At 65.7% G+C, this 16,242-nt stretch carries 15 protein-coding genes; 9 read left to right on the top strand and 6 right to left on the bottom strand.

Features of this window, described 5'->3' with window-relative positions:
• The first annotated feature begins 1 nt into the window (after nucleotide 1).
• From M2319_RS04785 to M2319_RS04775, 3 genes are all read left to right on the top strand, one after another.
• On the top strand, nucleotides 2-1,138 hold the full coding sequence (locus M2319_RS04785; RefSeq protein ID WP_264600298.1) for a succinate--CoA ligase subunit beta: 1,137 nt from the start codon (nucleotides 2-4) through the stop codon (nucleotides 1,136-1,138).
• Entirely contained in the window at nucleotides 1,135-2,013 is an 879-nt protein-coding gene (sucD, locus tag M2319_RS04780) for a succinate--CoA ligase subunit alpha (RefSeq protein WP_264600297.1), read from the top strand. Before M2319_RS04785 ends, sucD begins: the two co-directional genes overlap by 4 nt.
• Before the next feature lie 373 nt (nucleotides 2,014-2,386).
• The gene (locus M2319_RS04775; protein WP_264600296.1) at nucleotides 2,387-2,548 is read left to right on the top strand and encodes a hypothetical protein; all 162 of its coding nucleotides are present in this window, start codon (nucleotides 2,387-2,389) and stop codon (nucleotides 2,546-2,548) included.
• A 45-nt stretch (nucleotides 2,549-2,593) separates the two neighbouring features.
• Here M2319_RS04775 and M2319_RS04770 read toward each other — a convergent pair whose 3' ends face one another.
• Both M2319_RS04770 and M2319_RS04765 read right to left on the bottom strand, forming a co-directional pair.
• Nucleotides 2,594-3,361: a glycoside hydrolase family 25 protein gene (locus M2319_RS04770; RefSeq protein ID WP_264600295.1), complete on the bottom strand. Its 768-nt coding sequence runs from the start codon at nucleotides 3,359-3,361 to the stop codon at nucleotides 2,594-2,596.
• A gap of 112 nt (nucleotides 3,362-3,473) precedes the next feature.
• A complete protein-coding gene (locus M2319_RS04765) occupies nucleotides 3,474-3,917 on the bottom strand; it encodes a DUF488 domain-containing protein (protein ID WP_264600294.1) in 444 nt (147 codons plus the stop codon).
• 72 nt (nucleotides 3,918-3,989) lie between these two features.
• Here M2319_RS04765 and M2319_RS04760 point away from each other — a divergent pair, with 72 nt between their 5' ends.
• Nucleotides 3,990-6,473 (top strand): ATP-binding protein, encoded by a 2,484-nt coding sequence (locus tag M2319_RS04760; RefSeq protein ID WP_264600293.1) that lies wholly within the window; start codon nucleotides 3,990-3,992, stop codon nucleotides 6,471-6,473.
• On the opposite strand, the gene M2319_RS04755 is transcribed toward M2319_RS04760, so the two are convergent.
• Nucleotides 6,454-7,185 (bottom strand): response regulator, encoded by a 732-nt coding sequence (locus tag M2319_RS04755; RefSeq protein WP_264600292.1) that lies wholly within the window; start codon nucleotides 7,183-7,185, stop codon nucleotides 6,454-6,456. The genes M2319_RS04760 and M2319_RS04755 overlap by 20 nt on opposite strands.
• A gap of 170 nt (nucleotides 7,186-7,355) precedes the next feature.
• Here M2319_RS04755 and torC point away from each other — a divergent pair, with 170 nt between their 5' ends.
• The 5 genes from torC to M2319_RS04730 all read left to right on the top strand — a co-directional run bounded on the left by torC (nucleotide 7,356) and on the right by M2319_RS04730 (nucleotide 13,512).
• Nucleotides 7,356-8,534: a pentaheme c-type cytochrome TorC gene (torC, locus tag M2319_RS04750; protein ID WP_264600291.1), complete on the top strand. Its 1,179-nt coding sequence runs from the start codon at nucleotides 7,356-7,358 to the stop codon at nucleotides 8,532-8,534.
• Nucleotides 8,527-9,204 (top strand): molecular chaperone TorD, encoded by a 678-nt coding sequence (gene torD, locus M2319_RS04745; protein WP_264600290.1) that lies wholly within the window; start codon nucleotides 8,527-8,529, stop codon nucleotides 9,202-9,204. The genes torC and torD overlap by 8 nt, the downstream gene beginning before the upstream one ends.
• A gap of 174 nt (nucleotides 9,205-9,378) precedes the next feature.
• Nucleotides 9,379-11,841: a trimethylamine-N-oxide reductase TorA gene (gene torA / locus M2319_RS04740; RefSeq protein WP_264600289.1), complete on the top strand. Its 2,463-nt coding sequence runs from the start codon at nucleotides 9,379-9,381 to the stop codon at nucleotides 11,839-11,841.
• A 68-nt stretch (nucleotides 11,842-11,909) separates the two neighbouring features.
• A complete protein-coding gene (locus tag M2319_RS04735; protein WP_264600288.1) occupies nucleotides 11,910-12,794 on the top strand; it encodes a haloalkane dehalogenase in 885 nt (294 codons plus the stop codon).
• 70 nt (nucleotides 12,795-12,864) lie between these two features.
• The gene (locus M2319_RS04730; RefSeq protein ID WP_264600287.1) at nucleotides 12,865-13,512 is read left to right on the top strand and encodes a hypothetical protein; all 648 of its coding nucleotides are present in this window, start codon (nucleotides 12,865-12,867) and stop codon (nucleotides 13,510-13,512) included.
• Nucleotides 13,513-13,518: 6 nt separating this feature from the next.
• Here M2319_RS04730 and M2319_RS04725 read toward each other — a convergent pair whose 3' ends face one another.
• The 3 genes from M2319_RS04725 to M2319_RS04715 form a co-directional block, all read right to left on the bottom strand.
• Nucleotides 13,519-14,382, bottom strand: coding sequence for a phage Gp37/Gp68 family protein (locus M2319_RS04725; RefSeq protein ID WP_264600286.1), 864 nt, complete (start codon nucleotides 14,380-14,382; stop codon nucleotides 13,519-13,521).
• 163 nt (nucleotides 14,383-14,545) lie between these two features.
• Entirely contained in the window at nucleotides 14,546-14,842 is a 297-nt protein-coding gene (locus M2319_RS04720; protein ID WP_264600285.1) for a ferritin-like domain-containing protein, read from the bottom strand.
• Nucleotides 14,843-15,168: 326 nt separating this feature from the next.
• Nucleotides 15,169-16,170: a PRC-barrel domain-containing protein gene (locus tag M2319_RS04715; RefSeq protein WP_264600284.1), complete on the bottom strand. Its 1,002-nt coding sequence runs from the start codon at nucleotides 16,168-16,170 to the stop codon at nucleotides 15,169-15,171.
• Nucleotides 16,171-16,242 lie beyond the last annotated feature (72 nt).

Here is a 16,242-nt window from a genome sequence, read left to right as displayed (position 1 = left end):
AATGAACTTCGAAGAGTACGCCGCCAAACCGCTCCTGGCGAAGAGCGGGTTGGCGATCCCTCCCGCTCGCCTTGTCGCCGACTCGGAGGCCGCCTACGCGGCTGCCCAAGCGATCGGGCCGTGCGTCGTCAAGGCCCAGGTGCCGACCGGAAAGCGCGGCAAGGCCGGCGGCATCAAGCTCGCAGCCACGGCGGACGAAGCCAAGGCACACGCGAAAGCGATCCTCGGCATGGAGATCGGCGGGTTCACCGTCGAAAAGCTGCTGATCGAGGGCCAGGTGCCGATCGCGCGCGAACTCTATGCCGCCGTCCTCAACGATCCGAAGACGCGCGGGCCGATGGTGCTGTTCTCCACCATGGGCGGCATGGACGTCGAAGAGGCGACCGAAAAGGACCCGACCGCGATGCGCCGGCTCCCGGTCGACATCACCAAGGGCCTTTCGCGCGACGACGCGCTCTCGCTGCTCGACGGCCTCGACCTTTCCGGCGCGGCGGACAAGATCGCGGATAGCCTCGTTGCGCTCTACAGGGCCTATCGGAAGTACGACGCCGATCTCCTGGAGATCAATCCGCTGGTCGTCACCGAGGACGGCAATGTCGTGGCGCTCGACTGCAAGTTCGTGCTCGACGACTCCTCCGCCGGGCGGCACCAGGGGCTGGCGGAATTCGCCGCTGCCGAGCCGCAGACCGAGCTTGAGGAAGCGGCCCAGAAGGCAGGCCTGCGCTATATCGAGCTCGGCGGTTCGGTCGGCGTGCTCGCCAACGGCGCGGGCCTCACCATGACGACCATGGATGCCGTCACCCACTATGGTGGTGAGCCGGCTAATTTCCTGGAAGTCGGCGGCGAGGCCTACACCAAGGCCAAGGACGCGCTGTCGATCCTTCTTGCCAATCCGAACCTGCGCAGCCTGCTCGTCAATTTCTGCGGCGCCTTTGCCCGCACGGACGTGATGGCCGAGGGCGTCGTCAATGCCTGGAAGGACCTCAATCCGTCGATCCCGGTGTTCTTCACGATCCACGGCACCGGCGAGGACGAGGCGATCGCGCTCGTCAAGAAGGAACTCGGCATCGAGCCGTTCGATCTGATGGACGACGCGGTCAGGGCCGCGGTCAGCGCAGCCAAGGAGAAAGCGGCATGATCCTCCGGAAAGAACACAAGATCCTCGTCCAGGGCATCACCGGCAAGCAGGGCACCTTCTGGACCAGGGCAATGCAGGACTACGGCGCCAACGTCATCGGCGGCGTCAATCCGAAGAAGGCGGGCACCGAGCACCTCGGCGTGCCGGTCCATGCCAGCGCGCGCGACGCGGCCAAGGCCGGGGCCTTCGACGTCGCGCTGATGTTCATCCCGCCGATGGCGGCAAAGGCCGCTGCCATCGATGCCTGCGAGGCAGGGGCGAAACTGCTGGTCTGTCTGACCGAGCACATCCCGGCCCATGACGTGATGGAAATGCATGCGGCGGCGCGCGCCAGCGGCACCCGCATCGTCGGGCCGAACACGGCCGGCCTCGTCACGCCGGGCGAGACCTTCGCCGGCATCATGCCGGCCTTCAACACCAATGTGTTCCGGCCCGGCAGCGTCGGCGTCATCTCGCGCTCCGGCAGCCTCGGCACCCTCGTCAGCCTCAACCTCACCCAGAACGGCATGGGCCAGTCGGTGTTCTATGGCGTCGGCGGCGATCCGATGATCGGCACCACCTCGCGCGAGGCGCTGGAAATGCTCGACGCCGACCCGAAAACCGAATCGGTCGTCCTGTGCGGCGAGATCGGCGGCAGCGCGGAGGAGGACGCGGCGGAGTATGCCCGGACCATGTCGAAGCCCGTGGTAGCCTTCATTGCCGGGCGCGCCTCGCCGCCGGGCAAGAAGATGGGCCATGCCGGGGCCATCGTCTCCGGCGGCCAGGGCGACTACGCCTCCAAGCGCCGCGCCCTGGAAGCCGCCGGCGTCGCCGTCGCGGACGTTCCGAGCCAGCTTCCCGAGCTGCTTTCCGAGCGGCTGAAGGCCGTCGCCTGAGCCCGATGGACGAGGCCGTCGTTGGCGGCCGATGCCCGTTCTGACGAGACCTGACTTTGCCACCAGGAAAGTGCGGTTCCTGAAGCCCGCCGCCTTTCCGCCAACTCGGTGACCGATATCAGCGCGGCGCCCCCGGAGAAACCGAACCGCCTGCTTCGGGGCGCCGGGCAACGAGACTGACACCGGTCACCGGAGCGCTATTGGAGTTCATGCACCTCCAATAGCGCTCATTTTTCTTCTCGCCGTCCCGAGCGAATGGACCCTCCTGCCCGATCTCCCCTCGAACGCGAAAACTGTGACCGAGAGCACAGCGGTCGGGCCGCCGCGCGGGTAGCCTTTGATCATCGACAGAGATCGAAAACAGGAGATCGACATGACCACCTTCAAGAAGACCCTCACCGCCCTGATGCTGATGGTCGGGCTCGCAATGGCCACCACCACCTTCACCACCGTGACGACGACCGAGGCCGCGGCAGGTCCGGTCAAGGGCCTCAGCAGCACGGGTCTTGGCAGCGGCCGCATCTTCGGCTGGTAGGCTGCACAAGGACGGCGCCCCGAACGGAGCCGGCCGGCACTTGCCTCAGGGCCGGGTCGGCGGCCGCGCCGGGGTCGGATCGTCGGTCTGCTTCTCCAGCCAGCGTTTCCAGGCGGCGGCGTTGCCGTTGAAGACGTTGCGGTCGACCTTGCCGTCGATGCCGTCGACCTCGCCGGTGCCGGTGTACTGCCAGAACACCCAGGCGCGGCTGCGGTACTTGGTGCTCGGATGGCCGGCGACGGAGCGCAGCCAGAACGGATACTCCTTCAGCGCACCCTCCAGGATATCCTGGTGGAAATCGACCGAGGAATAGATGATCGGCTTCTTGCCGTAATAGCGCTCGGCCGCCTCCAGGAACACGCGCATCTCGGCCAGCACCTTGTCGCGCGGCGGCCGCTTCTTGCAGCTCGGCGAATGGGCGTTCCACTCCATGTCGAGCACCGGCGGCAGGGCGTCCGGGTCCTTCGGCACGTTGCGGATGAACCATTTCACCTGGTCCTCGGCCGTACGGCAGAAATAGTAGAAATGGTAGGCGCCGCGGGCAACGCCCGCCGCCTTGGCCGCGCGCCAGTTCTCATCGAAGCGATCGTCGACGACGTCGCCGCCCTCCGTCGCCTTGATGAAGGCGAAGCGGATGCCCGCCTTCCTGACCGTGCGCCAGTCGATGTCGCCCTGGTATTTGGAGATGTCGATGCCCTCGACGAACCCGACCGGGTGCTGTTCCACCGGGGCAAGGTTCTTCGTCACGTCGCCGCCGGCACAGGCAGCGAGCAGAAGGGCGATGAGGATTACGGGAAAAAATCGGTTCGGCATGCGGTCCGTTTTGACACTGAATCGCAAAGAAAATGTTTACCGTAACGGACGGTAACGGGGGCCAGCGGGAGCGTCCAATCACGAAGGGGGGAGTCGCGCCGGCCGCTGCCTCTCACAAATGCCCGATGGCGACCTCTTCGCCCCAGCGCTCCGTCAGAAATTCCGCGGCGAGCTTGCGGTGGCAGGTGTCGGGTTTGGCCTCGCTGCAAAGCAGGCAGCCGCGGTCGAAGGCGGCGGGGTCCAATTTCTCAGCCGCGCCGCGCTCGATGAGGAGGCCGCGATAGGTCTCGGCGTAGGCCGGATAGGAGAACTCCTTGGCCCGGTAGGCGCGCATCAGGTCCAGGGGCGGGGCGAGAAGCTCCTCGTAGCGGTAGGCGATGCCAGAGACCTTCTCCAGGAAGAAGGCAAGGTCCGGCATCCTGGCAAAGCCGGCAAGCTGCGAGCGGTTCGAGACGCGGATGTCGATGAGGGTGGCAACGCCCGCCCCCGTCAGTCGGGAAAAGAACCGCTCGGCCGTCGATTGCGTATAGCCGATGGTGAAAAGATTGATTGCCATGGGGTGGGTTTGGCCCGCATTTCCTTGCGACTCGATCTTGATATAGTAGCCGCCTTCTCCGAGGAGAGTGCCATGGAAAAGCTGCGGCAGCTTATCGCCGAGAACGAGGACTGGCTGATCGAGCGCGTCGTCACCTATGCCAAGGCGCACGGCTACACCGCCTATACCTCGACGCTGAAGGAAGCCTGGCGGGCCTCGATCTGCGGCCTTTCGGACCCGCTGCTGGCGGCGCTGGAAATCTTCGACACGCCGCCGGAGATGCCGGCCGACATGGATTTTTCGCGCAACCCGATCGCCGCCTTCGGCGTCGAACAGGCGCAGCAGCACCGGGCCCGCGGCATCACGCTGAACCTCTTCCTCGGCCTCACCAAATATTACCGCCAGAGCTATCTCGACCTGATCGTCGCCCAGGATTTTCCGGCGGACCAGCGGGAGTACTACCGCCTCTTCGTGGAGCGCTTCTTCGACCTCATCGAGCTCGGCTACTGCACCGAGTGGTGCAACACCTCCGAGAGCGCCAAGCTCGCCGAAATCCAGGAAGAGAACCGGCGGATCACCAACGAGAAGAACAAGTATCTGACGATCTTCGAGAGCCTCAACGACCCGGTGATCCTCCTCGACGATACCGGCGCGGTGCAGAACATGAACTACACCGCCCATGCGCTGTTCATCGGCGCCAACGACCCCGGCGCGATCTACTACGGCAGCGAGCGGCACTCCGCGCTGATGCACCAGATCGATGCGCTGATGGCGCGGGCGGCAAGCGCCGACGGCTTCGACATGCCGCTTGAGACCAACAGCGGCACGCGCCACTTCGCCGTCCGCGTCCAGCGCATGCTCGATATCTCGGAGAAATTCCTCGGCACGGTGCTGATCCTCAACGACGTCACCGAATATCGCCAGGCGCGCGAGGATGCAGAAGCCGCGAACCGGGCGAAGTCGGCGTTCCTGGCCACCATGAGCCACGAGATCCGCACGCCGATCAACGGCGTCCTCGGCATGGCGGACCTCCTCAACGACACCGACCTCACCGAGCGCCAGCGCTATTTCCTCAGCGGCCTGACCGCCTCCGGCGAGGTGCTGATGGCGGTGCTCAACGACATCCTCGACTATTCCAAGATCGAGGCCGGCGTGCTGGAACTGGAAACGGTCGATTTCGACCTCACGAAGGTCGTCGGCCAGATCGGCGAACTGCTCGGAACGGCGGCGGAGAAGAAGGGATTGAGGCTGACCGTCAGCATCGATCCGGAAACGCCGGTGCTGATGCGCGGCGATCCGGGCAAGATCCGCCAGGTGCTGCTCAATCTCGGCAACAATGCCGTCAAGTTCACCCATGAGGGCGAGATCACCATCCGGGCCCTGCCCTCCAAGGGCAAGATCCAGGGGGCGGAGGCGATCCGGCTCGAGGTCGTCGATACCGGCATCGGCGTGCCGGCGCAGGGAAACGAACGGCTGTTCGAACCGTTCACCCAGCAGAGCGTTTCCACCGGACGGCTCTTCGGCGGCACCGGCCTCGGGCTCGCCATCTGCAAGCGGCTGGTCGACGTGATGGGCGGCGAGATATCGTGCAGGCGCAATGCCGGTGGTGGCAGCACCTTCCAGTTCACCGTGCCGGCGCTGAAGCCGGCCGCAGCCTCGCTGGTGCCGACCTCCGCGGCGCCGGGCTGGCAGCCTGAGCAACTCAGCGTGCTCCTCGTCGAGGACAACGAGATCAACCAGATCGTCACCGAGGGATTTTTGAGCCGGCTCGGCCACGAGATCGTCATCGCGGGCACCGGCGAGGAGGCGCTGTCGCGGATCGTGCGTGGGCGCTTCGACCTCATCCTGATGGACGACCGCATGCCCGGCATCAGCGGCGTGGAAGTGGTGCGCCGGATCCGCAAGCTCGCCGATGCGGACAAGGCCGCGATGCCGGTGATCATGATCAGCGCCTCGGTCGTGCGGACCGAAGTGGAGCGCGCCTTTGCCGCCGGCGCCGACGGCTTTCTGGGCAAGCCGTTTTCCGCCGAGGACCTTGCCGAGGCGATCGCCCGGTGCCTTGCCGAGCGCAATTCGCCGGCAAAGAGCCCTGCTGCGGATGCCGGATCGACTGAGCCGGACGACAGCGCGGCGGTCCCGCCCACAAACGGTAGCGGCTTCGAGGCTGATGCCGACCTGATCGACGCGGCGGTGCTGCGCGGCCATTTCGAGATGATCGGCAAGGCCCGCGCGGAGCGCATCGTCAAGGTGTTCGCCGAGACAACGCCCGCGGCCCTCGACGCGCTTTCCTCCGACGTTGCCGACGGGGCCTTTGCCGAGATTGCCCGGCGCGCCCATTCGCTGAAGAGCGCGGCCCGCAATGTCGGCCTCAACCGGCTCGCCGACCTTGCCGTCGCCGTTGAAGCGGCGGCCGAGGCGCGGGATGCGGACACCGTCCGCGGCCGCTTCGAGGCGCTGAAGACCACCTACGTGCTGTCGCTGAAGGCGCTCAAGGAAAGCTGGCACGCCATCTCGGCGGGAGCGGAAAGCGCGGACGCCAAAGGGCCGTCCGATATCTTCAGTTCGGCGATCCGGTGAAGACGTAGCCGACGCCATGCACCGTGATGATCAGGGCCGGGTCCTTCGGGTCGACCTCCAGCTTGCGGCGGAGGCGCCCGATGAGGACGTCGACCGTGCGGTCGCTCGGGTCCCATTCGCGGTGGTTGAGGTGGTCGAGCAGGTTGTCGCGGGTCAGCACCCGGCCGGAATTGTCGACCAGCGCCGTCAGCAGTTCGAACTCGCCGCGGGTGAGGCGCACGTCGTCGCCGCCGGGCGACGTCAGCCCGCGCTTGTCGAGATCGAGCGTCCAGCCGGAAAAGTTCTTCACCCTTGAGGCCCGGTCGGCCATCCGCGCGGCATAGGTGCGTCGTAGCAGGTTCTTGGTCCTGGCCAGCAGTTCGCGCGGGTTGAAGGGCTTCGTCACATAGTCGTCGGCGCCGATTTCCAGCGCCACCACCCGGTCGAAGTCGTCGTTCTTGCCGGTGACCATGATGACGCCGATGTCGGACTGCTGGCGCAGTTCCTTCAGGAGCGTCAGGCCGTCCTCACCGGGCAGGCGGATGTCGAGCATCACGAGGTCGACGTCGCCGCGGGCGAATGCGGCCCGCATCTCAGCGCCATCGCCGGCCTCGGTGACCCTGAACCCCTCGTTCTCGAAATAGCCGGCGAGCGTCACCCGGCTGGTGGCGTCGTCCTCCACGACCAGAATGTGGTTCTGCCGACTGGTGCCCGCCCGCCGATCGCCGGTCACGGCCGCTCCTTATTGTCTGCAAGCTGTATGCAGCTTTCTTGTTTACAAGCTGTTTACAGCTTTCTACATGCCGTTCAATTCTGTCCGGAACGGCGTTTACACCGCCCGCCTATGGTCCGCAAACACGATCGGCCCCTGTGGCCATTTTCCTCTCACGGCGGGAGACCAGAATGTTCGGAAGAATCTGGCGGACTTTGTGGCGGCCGACAAGCAAATACGCGCTCGGCGCCGTGCTCATTGTCGGCGGTATCGGTGGTGTCGTCTTCTGGGGCGGCTTCAACACCTTCATGGAATATACGAACACCTTGGAGTTCTGCATCTCCTGCCACGAGATGCGCGATAACGTCTATGCGGAATACACGGAAACCGTGCATTACAAGAACGCCTCCGGCGTGCGGGCGATCTGTTCCGATTGCCACGTGCCGAAGCCCTGGACGGCGAAGCTGATCCGCAAGGTGCAGGCCTCCAACGAGCTCCTGCACAAGGTCATGGGCACCATCGACACCAAGGAGAAGTTCCAGGAGCACCGGCTGGAGATGGCGCAGCGGGTCTGGGACACCATGAAGGCGACGGACTCGCGCGAATGCCGAAACTGCCATTCGTTCGAGACCATGGACTTCCACAAGCAGAGCGAAAAGGCCTCCAAGCAGATGCAGACGGCCATGAAGAACGGCGACACCTGCATCGACTGCCACAAGGGCATCGCCCACAAGATGCCGGACATGACCGCCGGCTACCTGGCGATGTTCAAGGACCTCAAGGCCGCGGCGAAGGCTAACACGCCGTCGGCGGACACGGTCTACACCATCGAGACCCAGCCCTACTTCCTCACCGAGGACGCGGCCAAGGGCGGCGGCAAGGCGGCCGGCCGGCTGCTCGCGGCGACCGAGGTGAGCGTGCTGGAGCGCGACGGCGACCTCCTCAAGGTGCGCGTCGACGGCTGGCAGCAGGACCAGGTCGACCAGGTGATCTACGCCCTTCGCGGCCACCGCATCTTCTCCGCCACCGCCAGCAAGAACGCGGTCGACGCCATCCAGCGGATCAAGACCGAAGTCGATCCGGACACCGACCTCACCTGGCACCAGGTCAGCATGGAAGGCTGGATCAAGTCCGGCGCGGTGATCGCCGACCAGAAGAAGCTCTGGGACTACGGCAAGGAAATGTACACCTCGAGCTGCTCGGTCTGCCATTCGCTGCCGGAGAAGGACCACCTGCTCGCCAACCAGTGGATCGGCAGCCTGAAGGCCATGAAGCGGTTCATCGTGCTGGACACCGAGCAGTACCGCTTCCTGCAGAAATACCTCCAGTTCCATGCCAAGGACACCGGCGGAGCCGAAGCCCATGGCTGATCTTGCCCCCCTCGCGCCGGCGGTCGAAAGACCGCTGGCCTATCGCTGGCTCGCCGGTCTTTTCGCCGGCGAGCTGACGGCCGAAGCCCTGAAGGCCTATGGCGGACCCGAAGGCCGCGTCGCGCTTGCCAGCCTGGAAGACGAGCCGGCGTTCCGGCCGGTCGTCGCCCGCATCCGGGCGCTTTCCAGCGAGCCCGACCGGCTCCGCGACCGGGCGCTCGACCTTGCCGCCGACTACAGCCTCCTCTTCCTCGGCGTTGGCGGCCCGCGCACGGCCCACCCCTATGCCTCGGCCTATCTGAGCGCCAAGGGCACCCTCTTCCAGCGCCCGACCTCGGAGATGGCGGAGACGCTTCGCCGGCTCGACATCGCCGTCGTCGACACGATGAAGGAGCCGCCGGACCACATCGCCATTGAGCTCAGCGTCGTCGCCGAGCTGGCGGAGCGCGCGGAGACGGCCGCCCTTGGCGGCGACCGCCACGAGGCGATGCGGCTTCAGGCGCAGCAGGCGGCGTTCATCGACGCGCAGCTCCTCACCTGGGTTCCGGCCTTTGCCGCCGACTGCCACAAGCACGACCGGTCCGGATTCTATGCCGACCTTGCGGCCGCGCTTGCCGCCTATCTGCACACCGACCGGGAGCGCCTTACAGCTCCCGCAACCTCTGACTAGAGCCGTTTACAGCCTGTTTACGAGATTTTACAGGCCGTTCAATCCCCTCCGGAACGGCGTTTACACGCCCCGGCTAGAGCTATCGACAACAGGGGGAAACCCGCGGCGCAGCGACGCCGAGGCCTCTGAAAAAAGCCGGTTCCAACGACTTTCAGGCACCAAAGGAGTGATCCCATGTCAGCCAATCGGTCTTACTACGTCAATCGGCGCGATTTCCTCTTGAGCGCCTCGGCCCTCGGCGCGCTGGGTGCGATCGCTCCCTCGCTGCTGACCGCCGGTGCGGCGCGCGCAGCGGAAGGCGGCGCCGTCCTCAACGGGTCGCACTGGGGCGTCTTCAAGGCGACCGTCCAGGACGGCCGCTGGGTCGGCATCGATGCCTGGGAAGGCGACCCGCATCCCTCGCCGCAGCTTCCCGGCGTCCTCGATTCCGTCTACTCCCCGACCCGCATCAAATACCCGATGGTCCGCCGGGCGTTCCTTGAAAAGGGTGCCGGCGCGGACGTCGAGAGCCGCGGCAACGGCGACTTCGTGCGTGTGTCCTGGGAAAAGGCGATGGAGCTCGTCGTCGGCGAACTGAAGCGCGTCAACGAGACCTACGGGCCGGAAGGCATCTTCGCCGGCTCCTATGGCTGGAAGAGCTCCGGCAAGCTGCACAACTGCCAGAGCCTCTTGCGCCGGGCCCTCAATGTCGGCCTCAAGGGCGCCTTCGTGAACTCCACCGGCGACTACTCCACCGCCGCCTCGCAGGTGATCATGCCCCACGTCATGGGCACGCTCGAAGTCTACGAGCAGCAGACCGCGCTGCCGGTGGTCGTTGAAAGCACCGACGTCCTCGTGTTCTGGGGCGCCGACCCGATCAAGACCAACCAGATCGGCTGGACCGTCGCCGACCACGACACCTATCCCTACATGGAAGAGTTCAAGAAGACCGGCAAGAAGGTCATCTGCATCGATCCGGTCCGGACCCAGACGGCCAAGTTCTTCGATGCCGAATGGATCACGGTGCGGCCGCAGACCGACGTTGCCCTGATGCTCGGCATCGCCCACACGCTCTATGCCGAAGAGCTGCACGATGCGGAGTTCCTCGACAACTACACCGTCGGCTTCGACGACTTCGTACCGTATCTCACCGGCGACAGCGACGGCACGCCGAAGAGCGCCGAATGGGCCTCCGAGATCTGCGGCGTTCCGGCCGACAAGATCAAGGAACTCGCCAAGCTCTTCCAGTCCAACCGCACCATGCTGTCGAGCGGCTGGTCGCTGCAGCGTCAGCACCATGGCGAACAGGCCCACTGGATGCTGGTCACCCTCGCCTCCATGCTCGGCCAGATCGGCCTTCCGGGCGGCGGCTTCGGCCTTTCCTACCACTACGCGAATGGCGGTGCCCCGTCGGCCAACAGCCCCGTGCTTGCCGGCATCACCGACGGCGGCGCGGCGGTCGAAGGCGCGGCGTGGCTGACCCAGGCGGGCGCGGCCTCGATCCCGGTGGCGCGCGTCGTCGACATGCTGGAGAACCCGGGCGCCGACTTCAACTTCAACGGCAAGACCCAGAAATACCCGGCCGTCAAGATGGCTTACTGGGTCGGCGGCAACCCGTTCTCGCACCACCAGGACCGCAACCGCATGGTCAAGGCCTGGCAGAAGTTCGAGACCGTCATCGTCCAGGACTTCCAGTGGACCGCATCGGCCCGCTTCGCGGACATCGTGCTGCCGGCAACGACGGCCTATGAGCGCAACGACATCGAGAATGTCGGCGACTACTCGCTGAAGGCCGTGCTGGCCATGAAGAAGGTCATCGACCCGGTGTTCGAGGCCCGCAACGACTTCGACATCTTCGCGGAGATCGCCGACAAGCTCGGCGCCGGCGATGCCTTCACCGAGGGCAAGGACGAGATGGGCTGGCTGAAGGAGTTCTACTCCGCCGCCGAACAGCAGGGCGCTGCCAAGAACATCGAGGTGCCGGACTTCGACACCTTCTGGGAAAAGGGCGTCCTGACCTTCGAGATCCCGGAAGAAGCCAAGCAGTATGTGCGCTACGGCGACTACCGCGAAGACCCGCTGCTTGAGCCGCTCGGCACGCCGTCCGGCAAGATCGAGATCTTCTCGCGCAACATCGAGAAGATGGGCTACGAGGACTGCCCGGCCCATCCGACCTGGATGGAACCGGTCGAGCGCACCGGCACGCCGGACGCCAAGTTCCCGCTCCATGTCGACGCCGCGCACCCCGAATGGCGCCTGCACTCGCAGCTCTGCGGCACCAAGCTGCGCGACGAGTACATGGTCGCCGGCCGCGAGCCCTGCCTGATCAACGCCAAGGACGCCGAAGCCCGCGGCATCGCCGACGGCGACGTGGTGCGGGTATTCAACGACCGCGGCCAGTTGCTGGCCGGCGCCATCGTTACCGAAGACGTCGCCCCCGGCGTGGTCCGCGTCTTCGAGGGCGGCTGGTACAGCCCGGTCGAGGGCGGCACGCCCGGCTCGCTCGATGCCTATGGCGACGTCAACTGCCTGACGGTCGACATCGGAACCTCCAGCCTTGCACAGGGCAATTGCGGCCATACCGCCATTGCCGACGTCGAAAAGTATACGGAGACCCCGCCGGCGGTCACCGCGTTCGACGGACCGAAGGCCGAATAAGGTCAGACGACATCGCCAGCGAGGCCGGGCTCATCGCCCGGCCTCTTTTTTGACCGGGAGAGTCACACATGCTCGATGCAAAAGACCCCTACCCACGCAGCACCGCGACCGTGAACGGCCTTGCCATGGCCTATGTGGAAGCCGGCAGCGGCGCGCCGATCGTGTTCCTGCACGGCAATCCGACCCATTCCTATATCTGGCGCAACATCATTCCTCACGCCGAACCGCTCGGGCACTGCATCGCGCCCGACCTCATCGGCATGGGCCAGTCGGAAAAGCTGCCGAATTCCGGGCCGGACCGCTACACCTATGACGACCACCGCAGCTATCTGTTCGCCCTTCTCGACCAGCTCGACCTCGGCGACGGCGTCGTCCTCGTCCTGCACGACTGGGGCGCGGCGCTCGGCTTCGACTGGGCCCGGACAAACCCGGATCGGGTGCGCGGCATCGCCTTCATGGAGCCGATGATCATGCCGCTGACCTGGGAGATGATGCCGGAGCCGGCGGTGCCGGCGTTCCAGGGGTTCAGGGCCGAAGGCACCGGCGAACAGATGTGCCTGGAAGACAATATCTTCGTGGAGCAGGTGATCCCGATGGCCGTGCTCCGCGATCTCGGCGAAGCAGAAATGGCCGCCTACCGGGCGCCCTATCCGGAGCCGGGCGAAGGCCGCCGGGCGACGCTGACCTGGCCGCGGCAGATCCCGATCGAGGGTGAGCCGGCGGGCGTTGCCGCCGTCTGCGAGGCCAATTGCGCGTTCCTTGCCGAGACGGCGATCCCGAAGCTCTTCGTCAGGGCCGAGCCCGGCATGATGATCGCCGGCAAGGTGCTGGAATTCTGCCGGTCCTTGCCCAACGTCAAGGAGGTCGCCGTTCCCGGCCTCCACTATGTCCAGGAAGATTCCGCCGACGAGATCGGCGCCGCCCTCGCAGACTGGGTCAAAAGTCTCGGCTGAGCGGACAAGACGTCGACAGGGGGCGCTGCCCCCTGCCGGCTCCCGCCGATCCTCTCGGAGGACCCGACCAATGGGCGTGCTTTCGCGTCGCCTCCCTCCCCTTTTCTTTGCCATAGCCGTCCTGACGCTTTGCCTCGCCGTCCCCGGCCGCGCCGGATCGGCCGCCGGCGAGACGGTCTATGCCGCCCATACGCTCGGCCTCCATGCCGAGGCGGACGGCGCCGGCAAGCCGGCCGGACGCATCTTCATCGCCACACCGCTCACCGTCCTTGAGCGCAGCCCCGGCTGGGTCAAGGTGGAGGTCCGCGGCTGGCACCAGGAAGGCGCCGAACGCCTCCTTTATGCCCTCCCCGGCAAACGCATCCGCTCCGCGCTCCTCGCCAAATCCGCCGTCTCGGACCTGCGACCGCTGGAGAGCGCGGTCGATCCGGATTCCGGCCTCACCTGGTTCGGCGCGGCCTTTGCCGGCTGGGTGCCGGAGGACGGCGTCACCGCCGACCGGGAACCGCTCTGGGCGCAGGCCTGGCAGACGTTTTCGACCAAGTGCGTTGCCTGCCACCAGCGGCGCATCCCGCACCACTACACCGCCAATCAATGGGTCAGCTTTCTGAAGATCATGGGAGAGCGGGCGGCGCTCGACGCCGAAGAGCACCAGTTGCTGCTCAACTTCCTGCAGCACCATGCCAGCGATACCGGCGGAGAAGCAGGCAAAGAGTAGACGAGGTCAGCCGCGGGCCGCGACCAGACGCTCCCGCATCAGGGCAAAGGCCGGCGGCAGTTCCTGGACCAGGCGGCCGTCGAGGGTGGCGCCGCCATGCTCCTCGGGCAGCAGTTCCAGGCCGCGATCGACGAGATCCTGCTTTTTGGCCTTCTTGGTCTTTCCCCGCGCGAGCGGCCAGGCGGGATTGTTCTCCCAGCGGCCCCAGGATTTGAACCAGACCGCCGCGCCGGTACCGTGGGCCCGGTCGACCACGTCGCGCACCCAGCCTTCGGCACAGGGCCGCGCCCGTGCGCCGGCCTCGCCGCCGACGCCGACCCAGTCGATGCCGGAAAAGTCATGGCCGGGGACCGGCTCCAGCAGCGGCTCCACATTGACATAGGCGGTGAACGGGCCGACGGCGTCCTTCAGCCGCCGGAGCTGGTCGATGCGGTTGGCCACCGCCGCCGTCTCGGCGGTGACGCCGAGCCAGAGGTTGTCCGGCACGCCCGTTTTCCAGCGCCTTTCGCCGAAGGCGCGCAGGCGGCTCGCCCGCTTGGTCAGGCAGACGAAGATCGTGGTCGGATGGCCGGCGATGGCATCGAAGACGCTGGCCAGAAAGTCGTCCGGCACGCCCGGATGCCAGAGGTCGCTCATGGAATTGACGAAGACCCGGCGTGGAATAGGCGCACCGTCCGCGCCGACGAGGGGTCGGAACTTGCGGGTCTCGGAGAGCCGCTTCGGATAGAGCCGCAGATCGAAACCGCCGAAGAAGCGCTTCGCGATCGCCTCGGCATAGCAGTTGTCGCAGCCGGCCGAGACCTTGGTGCAGCCGGTGGACGGATTCCAGGTGGTGTCGAAACAGGAGATCTGGGTGTCGAGGACGGTCAAGGGCGTGCCGCCGATGGTGGGAGCGCGGATTGTCCGAAGATGCCGCCGACGGCGGCGCGGCGCAACCGACGCCTGGTCGCGCACGAAAAAGCCGCCGGCGGGGAGGCGCCGGCGGCTCTCGATCCGAGGTCCCGGCAGGCAACACCCGCCCGGCGCGCAACACCTAGTCGTGATGCGCGATCGGCTTGTCGGTGAACAGATAGTCCTTCAGTTCGTCGTCGAACTTCGAATCCTTGCGGCGGATCCATTCCATGACCATCGCGGCGTGTTCCTTTTCCTCGTCGCGATTGTGAATGAGGATCGCCTTCAGTTCCTCGTCCTTGCAGGCATCGACCCGCTGGTTGTACCAGTCGACGGCCTCGAGCTCTTCCATCAGCGAGACGATGGCACGGTGCATGTCCCGGCAGTCGTCGCTCAGTTCCTCAACGGGCTCGTGATAGCCTTCGCTTGATCCTGCCATATCGGTCACCTTTTCGGTTTGGTTGGTTGCGGGTGGGTGGCTCCGGGGAAAACTATATCAGGAGCCGTCAAAGGTCAGAACCGTCTCGCCGGTCTCCGGTTCCCGCGACGCACTGACCCAGGCTGCGCCCCAGCGGAACCGTTGCGGATGGCTCGCGGTGTCATGCAACCTCCGGCGCGTGGCTGCAATGACGGTTCGCAACAGGCCCGGCCGTTGCGCGCAAACGGCTGGAACGGCTGGAAACGAAGAAAACGCCGGCTTTCGCCGACGTTTTCCCCGCTGTGACGGTGTTGCCCCAGACAGGCCGCACCTTCCTGCCAGGTCCGTTAGCGGATGACGACCGAGTCGCGGTCCTGGTCATAGCCGTCCTTGGTGTAGGCCTTGTGGTTTTCCAGCTTGGCCTGCTCGAAGGGCGTGTGCACCGAAAGCGTGCCGTTGCCGTCCTTCATCACCTTGACCGCGCCCGGCTCGATGGCGACCGGCTTTTCGCCGATGCCGAGGAAACCGCCGACGTCGACGATGTAGGCCTCGGCCTTCTTTTCGTCACCGGTCAGGATGACGTCGCCGATCTCGCCGATATTCTCGTTCTCGGCGCTGTAAACCACGGCACCGATCAGGTCGTCGGCGCTGACGGTCGTCGGATCGACGACGGCCATCTCTTCCTGGGTGTCGGCGGTGGTCTGGTCGTCGGTCATCGACTTGTCGGCCGTCTCGGTGGTGTCGGTCGGCTCAGTCATGGCGACGTCCTGATCGGACTTGTTGCCGGTGATGGCGCTGTCGTCGGTCTTGGTGGTCTCCATCGCGGCGTCGTCACCCGTCGAGGATTCCATCTCGTTTTCCGGGGTGCGCTGGAATTCCGGCGCCTGCTCGAGCTCTTCCTTGGTCGCCGCCAGGGTCAGGTACTGGCGGTTGTCGAGGCTGGTCCAGGTCAGGCGCTCGAAGTCGACCGCGACCTCCTTCTCGCCGATGCCGAGGAAACCGCCGACGCCGATGACGACGGCCTTGGCCGTGCCGTCACGGGACATGACGATGTCGTTGACGTCACCGACCTCGATGTCGTCGCGAACGGCGCCGTGATAGACGGTCTGGCCGATCAGCGAGGAGGCCAGCACCTGGTTCGGCGTGCCGGTGTAGTAGCCGTGCCAGCTGTTCATCGGCTTGACGCTCTTGTCGGACGAGAACAGCGCGCTGTTGTCGCCTGCCTTCATCTCGGTGCCCGACTTCATCTCGGTGCCGGTCTTCATGTCGGTCTTGCCCTCATCGGCGGCGATCGCACCGGTGGACATCAACGCGACGATGGCGGTCGTCGTCATAAACTTGCGGAACATGGTTCATTCTCCCTGTCTTTTTGACATGCAGCTGCGCTTCAGATATCTTTTTACTTATTTGATATCGGCGCG

Origin of the sequence: Rhodobium gokarnense, assembly GCF_025961475.1 — a bacterium.
GTDB classification, from domain to species: Bacteria; Pseudomonadota; Alphaproteobacteria; order Rhizobiales; family Rhodobiaceae; genus Rhodobium; species Rhodobium gokarnense.
This window is presented reverse-complemented; position numbering and strand designations above follow the sequence as displayed.